Here is a 6,709-nt window from a genome sequence, read left to right on the forward strand (position 1 = left end):
AGAATCAGCGTTTTCCGTATTTGCCGCGCGCACGCCGCGCCCGAGAGAGTTTGTATGACCGTCACCCTCAAAACCCCTGAAGACATCGAAAAGATGCGTATCGCCGGTCGCCTGGCCGCCGATGTCCTGGAAATGATCGGTGCCTACGTCAAGCCCGGAGTCACCACCGACGAACTGGATCGCATCTGCCATGACTACATCGTCAACGAGCAGAAGGCCATTCCTGCGCCGCTGAACTACAAGGGCTTCCCCAAATCCATCTGCACCTCGATCAACCATGTGGTCTGCCACGGCATTCCCAACGAAAAGCCGCTCAAGGACGGCGACGTGCTGAACATCGACGTGACCGTCATCAAGGACGGCTATCACGGTGATACCAGCAAGATGTTCCACGTCGGCAAGGTTCCCGAGTGGGCCGAGCGCCTGTCGAAGATCACCCAGGAATGCATGTACAAGGGTATCGAGATCGTTCGTCCGGGCGCGCGCCTGGGGGATATCGGCGAAGTGATCCAGAAGCATGCTGAAAAGAATGGCTTCTCGGTAGTGCGTGAATACTGTGGCCATGGCATCGGCAAGGTGTTCCACGAAGAGCCGCAGGTCCTGCACTACGGCAAGGCCGGTACCGGCATGGAACTGCAGGAAGGCATGACCTTCACCATTGAGCCGATGATCAACCAGGGCCGTGCCGAAACGCGCCTGCTGGGCGATGGCTGGACCGCGATCACCAAGGACCGCAAGTTGTCCGCTCAGTGGGAGCACACCATCCTCGTCACCGCCGATGGCTACGAGATCTTCACTCTGCGCAGCGACGACACCATTGCCCGCACCTCGGCGGCCTGACCGAGCGCACCGCCGGGCGGCCCGCAGTCAACTGTGCGCCGCCCGCACTGCCGCCAGAACGATATAAAGGAAAGCAGTTCCATGCCCCAGGTGGATCCCGATTTGTTCGACCGCGGCCAGTTCCAGGCTGAACTGGCCTTGAAAGCCAGCCCCATTGCGGCCTTCAAGAAAGCCATTCGCCATGCCCGCGACGTCCTCGACGAACGCTTCCGTTCGGGCCGTGACATTCGCCGCCTGATCGAGGACCGTGCCTGGTTCGTCGACAATATCCTGCAACAAGCGTGGGACCAGTTCGACTGGAGCGAAGAAGCCGATATCGCCCTGCTCGCCGTCGGCGGCTACGGGCGCGGTGAACTGCACCCGTATTCGGACATCGACCTGCTGATTCTCCTCGACAGCGCCGATCACGAAGTATTCCGCGATTCCATTGAGCGCTTTCTGACCCTGTTGTGGGACATCGGCCTGGAAGTCGGTCAGAGCGTACGTTCGGTGGACGAATGCGCCCAGGAAGGCCGCGCTGACCTCACGGTCATCACCAACCTGATGGAAAGCCGCACCATTGCCGGCCCCGAGCGCCTGCGTCAGCGCATGCTCGATGTCACCAGTACGGCAAACATGTGGCCAAGCAAGGAGTTCTTCCTGGCCAAGCGCGCCGAGCAGAAGACCCGCCACCACAAGTACAACGACACCGAATACAACCTGGAGCCCAATGTAAAAGGCTCCCCGGGCGGCCTGCGCGATATCCAGACCATCCTTTGGGTAGCCCGTCGCCAGTACGGCACCCTGAACCTGCACGCCCTGGCCGGTCAGGGCTTTTTGCTGGAAAGCGAAAACAACCTGCTGGCCTCCTCCCAGGAATTCCTGTGGAAAGTGCGCTACGCCCTGCACATGCTCGCCGGGCGCTCGGAAGACCGTCTGCTGTTCGATTACCAGAGCACCATCGCCGGGCTGCTGGGCTACCAGGACAGCGACGCCAAGCTGGCCATCGAACGCTTCATGCAGAAGTACTATCGCGTGGTGATGAGCATCGCCGAGCTCAGCGATCTGATCATCCAGCACTTCGAAGAAGTGATTCTGTCGGCGGACGATGGCGACAATACTCAGCCGATCAACTCGCGCTTCCAGTTGCACGATGGTTATATCGAAGCGACCAACGTCAACGTGTTCAAGCGCACGCCATTCGCCATGATCGAGATCTTCGTGCTCATGGCCCAGCATCCGGAAATCAAGGGCGTACGCGCCGACACCATCCGCCTGCTGCGCGAACACCGCCACCTGATCAACGACGATTTCCGCAACGATATTCGCAACACCAGCCTGTTCATCGAGCTGTTCAAATGCGAGATAGGCATCCATCGCAACCTGCGCCGGATGAACCGCTACGGCATCCTCGGCCTGTACCTGCCGGAGTTCGGCCATATCGTCGGGCAGATGCAGCACGACCTGTTCCACATCTACACCGTGGACGCCCACACGCTGAATCTGATCAAACACCTGCGTAAGCTTCAGTACACCCAGGTGTCAGAGAAATTCCCGCTGGCCAGCAAGATCATGGCCCGGCTGCCCAAGCCGGAGCTGATCTACCTCGCCGGGCTGTACCACGACATCGGCAAGGGTCGCGGCGGCGATCACTCGGAGCTCGGCGCAGTGGATGCCGAAGCCTTCGGTATCCGCCATCATCTGCCGACCTGGGACACGCGCCTGATCGTCTGGCTGGTCAGCCATCACCTGGTCATGTCCACCACTGCCCAGCGCAAGGATTTGTCTGACCCCCAGGTGATCCATGATTTCGCCCAGTTCGTTGGCGATGAAACCCATCTGGATTACCTCTACGTGCTGACCGTCGCCGATATCAACGCGACCAACCCGACCCTGTGGAACTCCTGGCGCGCCAGCCTGCTGCGCCAGCTCTACACCGAGACCAAGCGCGCCCTGCGCCGTGGCCTGGAAAACCCGGTTGACCGCGAAGAACAGATTCGCCGCACACAGATTGCCGCCCTGGATATCCTCGTGCGCAACGGCACCGATCCGGACGACGTCGAGCAATTGTGGTCCGGCCTGGGTGACGACTATTTCCTGCGCCACACTGCCGGTGACGTTGCCTGGCACAGTGACGCCATCCTTCAGCAACCGGCCGACGGTGGCCCGTTGGTGCTGATCAAGGAAACCACCCAGCGCGAGTTCGAGGGTGCGACGCAGATCTTCATCTACGCCCCCGACCAGCACGACTTCTTCGCCGTGACCGTGGCCGCCATGGACCAATTGAACCTGAACATCCATGACGCGCGCATCATCACATCCAGCAGCGCCTTTACCCTCGACACCTATATCGTCCTCGACAGCGATAACGGCTCGATCGGCAAGGACCCAGAGCGTATCGAGCGAATTCGTAAAGGCCTGAGCGAAGCCCTGCACAACCCGGACGACTACCCGACGATCATCAAGCGCCGGGTGCCACGCCAGCTCAAGCATTTCGCCTTTGCGCCCCAGGTGACCATCCTCAACGATGCCCAGCGCCCGGTGACCATTCTCGAGCTCTCAGCACCGGATCGCCCTGGCCTGCTGGCACGGATCGGCAAGATCTTCGTCGAATTCGACCTGTCCCTGCAGAACGCCAAGATCGCCACGCTGGGCGAACGGGTGGAAGACGTGTTCTTCGTCACCGATGCCAATGGCCAGCCGTTGTCCGACCCGCAGCTGTGCAGCCGCCTGCAGGACGCGATCGTCGAGCAGTTGAGCGTCAGCCAGGAACCCGGCGGCGAGATGCGCCTGAGTATTTGAATCGACTTGAGAGCGCCTGTAACAAAGGCGCCCGGCTATTGAGAAAGCACCCCCATGAATGATGCCCTGCAAAACCTGCAACCCTACCCGTTCGAGAAACTGCGCGCCCTGCTCGGCAGCGTGACGCCCAATCCCGACAAGCGCGCGGTCGCCCTGTCCATCGGCGAGCCCAAGCATCGCTCGCCGGATTTCGTCGCCAAGGCCTTGGCCGACAACCTCGATCAAATGGCGGTCTACCCCACCACCCTGGGCATCCCGGCCCTGCGCGAAGCCATCGCCAGCTGGTGTGAACGCCGCTTTGACGTGCCGACAGGCTGGATCGACCCGGCGCGCAACGTGCTGCCAGTCAATGGCACCCGCGAGGCATTGTTTGCTTTCACCCAGACCGTGGTCCAGCGCAGTGACGACGGCCTGGTGATCAGCCCGAACCCGTTCTACCAGATCTACGAAGGCGCAGCCCTGCTCGCCGGCGCCAAGCCGCACTACCTGCCGTGCCTGGCTGAGCACGGTTTCAACCCGGATTTCGACGCGGTCTCGGCGGATATCTGGAAACGCTGCCAGATCCTCTTCCTGTGCTCGCCGGGCAACCCGACCGGCGCCCTGATTCCCCTGGAAACCCTGAAGAAACTCATCGGCCTGGCCGACCAGTACGACTTCGTGATCGCCGCCGACGAGTGCTACAGCGAGCTGTACTTCGACGAAGACACCCCGCCACCAGGCCTGCTGAGCGCCTGCGCCGCACTGGGCCGTGAGGACTTCAAGCGTTGCGTGGTGTTCCACAGCCTGTCCAAGCGCTCCAATCTGCCAGGCCTGCGTTCGGGCTTCGTCGCCGGTGATGCCGAGATCCTCAAGGCGTTCCTGCTTTACCGCACCTACCACGGCTGCGCCATGCCAGTACAAACCCAACTGGCCAGTATCGCAGCCTGGAACGACGAGGAGCACGTACGCGCCAACCGCACTCTGTATCGGGAAAAGTTCGACGCCGTACTGGACATCCTCGCCCCGGTCATGGACGTGCAGCGTTCGGACGGCGGCTTCTATCTGTGGCCGAATGTCGGCACCGATGACGCCGCGTTCTGCCGCGACCTGTTCGTCGACCAGCATGTCACCGTCGTGCCGGGCTCCTACCTGTCACGGGAAGTCGACGGTTTCAACCCTGGCGCCGGTCGCGTGCGCATGGCCCTGGTTGCACCACTGGCCGAATGCATCGAAGCCGCCGAGCGGATTCGCGACTTCGTCAGCAAGTAAACGCCAGCCTTTGCCGCAGCACGCAATGTGCTGCGGCAGCATCGGTACGAATTTGTATCAAGTCTGATACGGATTGGCCGATACTCCCTGAACTCATAAAAAATCAGGGAAGACCTTATGAATCCGCTTTCGAATCTGCTCAATACTTTCACGTCAGCTTATAAAAGCGTCGATGCCGCCAGTCGCACCAGCGCCAGCAGCCCCAACGCTGCCTCCGCCGCAGTCACCGGGCAGGATGAAAAAGCGCCGGGCGCCGACAGCCTGACCCTGTCCAGCACCGCCGTCGAACTGAGCCAGAAGACCTCCTACGCCGCACCCTACTTCCCGACTCGCGCGAACATGAGCGCCAGCGCGCTGATGATGGCCGTGGCCAACCCGGGCCTGGTCTCCAGCTCAAAAGGCCTGTCCTTCGCCGACGTCGCCACTGCCGCCCGCAAGAGCCTGGACGACAAGTACGCGCAGATGAAAGCCAGCGGCAGCCCGTATGACGCCAACAGCCCGGAAGGTCGTGACACCAATTCCCTGCTCGGCGACCTCGACCGTCGCTCGCTGTATGCGATCAGCAGCAACCAGGGCGGTTTGTTCACCAAGGACGAGCAGGACGCGGCCGCCAACGCCATGAGCCAGCAGATCTCCCTGGCCATTGGCATCTATAAAGGCCCGAGCAGCCAGGCCGGCAACTTCGTCGACCCTTACGCTGGCAACGACGCCGCCCGCCTCAACGCCGCGCTGAGCTTCCTCACGAGCGTCAGCCCGGAAGAGCGCAACTCCACAACCTGGCTGCAACAGCGCCTGGCGGTCGAGAATGGCATCGCCAGTATCAAGAATCCGGCTGCCGACAACAAAATCCCGGCGACCCTGTTTGAAGTGCTGGCCCAGACGAGCGACGAGCCGGACGCTGACGACGAGGACCCGACCCAGATCAAGGCCGGGATTGCCAATAACACAACGGCGGCGAAGGCCCCGACCATCAACCCGACCAAGACTTCGGCGGGCTGATAGGCCATACCCATAACCGGCTGAATGAAATCGGTATGCGTAGGAGCAACTGTCTTCAGTGCCTTTGATCACGACTAATTATCTCAGGGCGTCGTAGGTCCTGCCCCGCCGAGCAAGTCGGTGTCTTTCTGGCCTCAGCAAGGCATCGACGGCGAATCAGATAGCTTCAGAACGCCAGGGCGTGCCATCACGCAGCATGGCATTCAAACGGACAATCAGCACCCGCATACAAGCTACGATCGCCACCTTCGCGCACTTACCTCGTTCTCGTAAGCGTTCGTACCTCGCCTTGAAGCCAGCGTCATACCTGACCATGACCCACGCGGCCATGTACAACACCCGTCGTATCTTCCCTCGACCGCCTCTGACATAACGGGGCTTTGATCCTTCACCGCTGTCACGATTAAGCGGCGCAACGCCCACAAGCTTGGCTATCTTGCCTCGGCTCAGGCTGCCCAGCTCTGGCAAATAGCACACAAGGTTCGATGCTGTAACAAGCCCGATTCCCTTGATTGCCATCAAGCGCTTGACCGTCTGGTCGTCCATTTCCTTCATCGTTCTAGCGATGAGGCTCTCTAAATCCTTGATCTGTGCCTGCAGGAAGTCGATATGCGCCTGGTAGCGGTCTATTACCACTGGTGTTGAGGATTGCTGGCATCGCCGCTTGTCATCGTCGCGATGCTGAATAAAGCGATCACGCTGTTTGATCTGCTCACTGAGTTGATCATGTTCCACGCTGAACGGCACGGCTTTGTACACCTTCAAGCTGGCAGCAAACTCTGCCAGAACCTGAGCGTCGATCTTGTCGGTCTTGGCCTCCATTCCCATCGCCTCGGCAAAA

5 protein-coding genes are annotated in these 6,709 nt (G+C 60.7%); 4 read left to right on the top strand and 1 reads right to left on the bottom strand.

What is annotated here, in order from left to right:
- The first annotated feature begins 54 nt into the window (after window positions 1-54).
- The 4 genes from map to M2401_RS31210 all read left to right on the top strand — a co-directional run bounded on the left by map (window position 55) and on the right by M2401_RS31210 (window position 5,868).
- Window positions 55-840, top strand: a complete 786-nt coding sequence (gene map, locus M2401_RS31195; RefSeq protein ID WP_259109933.1) for a type I methionyl aminopeptidase — start codon at window positions 55-57, stop codon at window positions 838-840.
- An 81-nt stretch (window positions 841-921) separates the two neighbouring features.
- A complete protein-coding gene (locus tag M2401_RS31200; protein ID WP_259109935.1) occupies window positions 922-3,621 on the top strand; it encodes a [protein-PII] uridylyltransferase in 2,700 nt (899 codons plus the stop codon).
- Window positions 3,622-3,675: 54 nt separating this feature from the next.
- Window positions 3,676-4,869 carry a succinyldiaminopimelate transaminase gene (gene dapC, locus M2401_RS31205; RefSeq protein ID WP_259109937.1) on the top strand — a complete coding sequence of 398 codons (1,194 nt, stop codon included), beginning with the start codon at window positions 3,676-3,678 and terminating at the stop codon, window positions 4,867-4,869.
- A 117-nt stretch (window positions 4,870-4,986) separates the two neighbouring features.
- Window positions 4,987-5,868, top strand: coding sequence for a hypothetical protein (locus tag M2401_RS31210; RefSeq protein WP_259109940.1), 882 nt, complete (start codon window positions 4,987-4,989; stop codon window positions 5,866-5,868).
- A 156-nt stretch (window positions 5,869-6,024) separates the two neighbouring features.
- Here the strand turns inward: M2401_RS31210 and M2401_RS31215 are convergent.
- Window positions 6,025-6,709: transposase (locus M2401_RS31215; RefSeq protein ID WP_259109942.1), on the bottom strand; the 685-nt coding region annotated here is incomplete at its 5' end.

Origin of the sequence: Pseudomonas sp. JUb42 (genome assembly GCF_024807945.1) — a bacterium.
Lineage (GTDB): Bacteria > Pseudomonadota > Gammaproteobacteria > Pseudomonadales > Pseudomonadaceae > Aquipseudomonas.

What these genes read in the sequence shown, in the direction of transcription:
- M2401_RS31210 (WP_259109940.1), top strand. Translation starts at nt 4,987, where the DNA reads ATGAATCCGCTTTCGAATCTGCTCAATACTTTCACGTCAGCTTATAAA.
- dapC (WP_259109937.1), top strand. Translation starts at nt 3,676, where the DNA reads ATGAATGATGCCCTGCAAAACCTGCAACCCTACCCGTTCGAGAAACTG.
- map (WP_259109933.1), top strand. Translation starts at nt 55, where the DNA reads ATGACCGTCACCCTCAAAACCCCTGAAGACATCGAAAAGATGCGTATC.
- M2401_RS31200 (WP_259109935.1), top strand. Translation starts at nt 922, where the DNA reads ATGCCCCAGGTGGATCCCGATTTGTTCGACCGCGGCCAGTTCCAGGCT.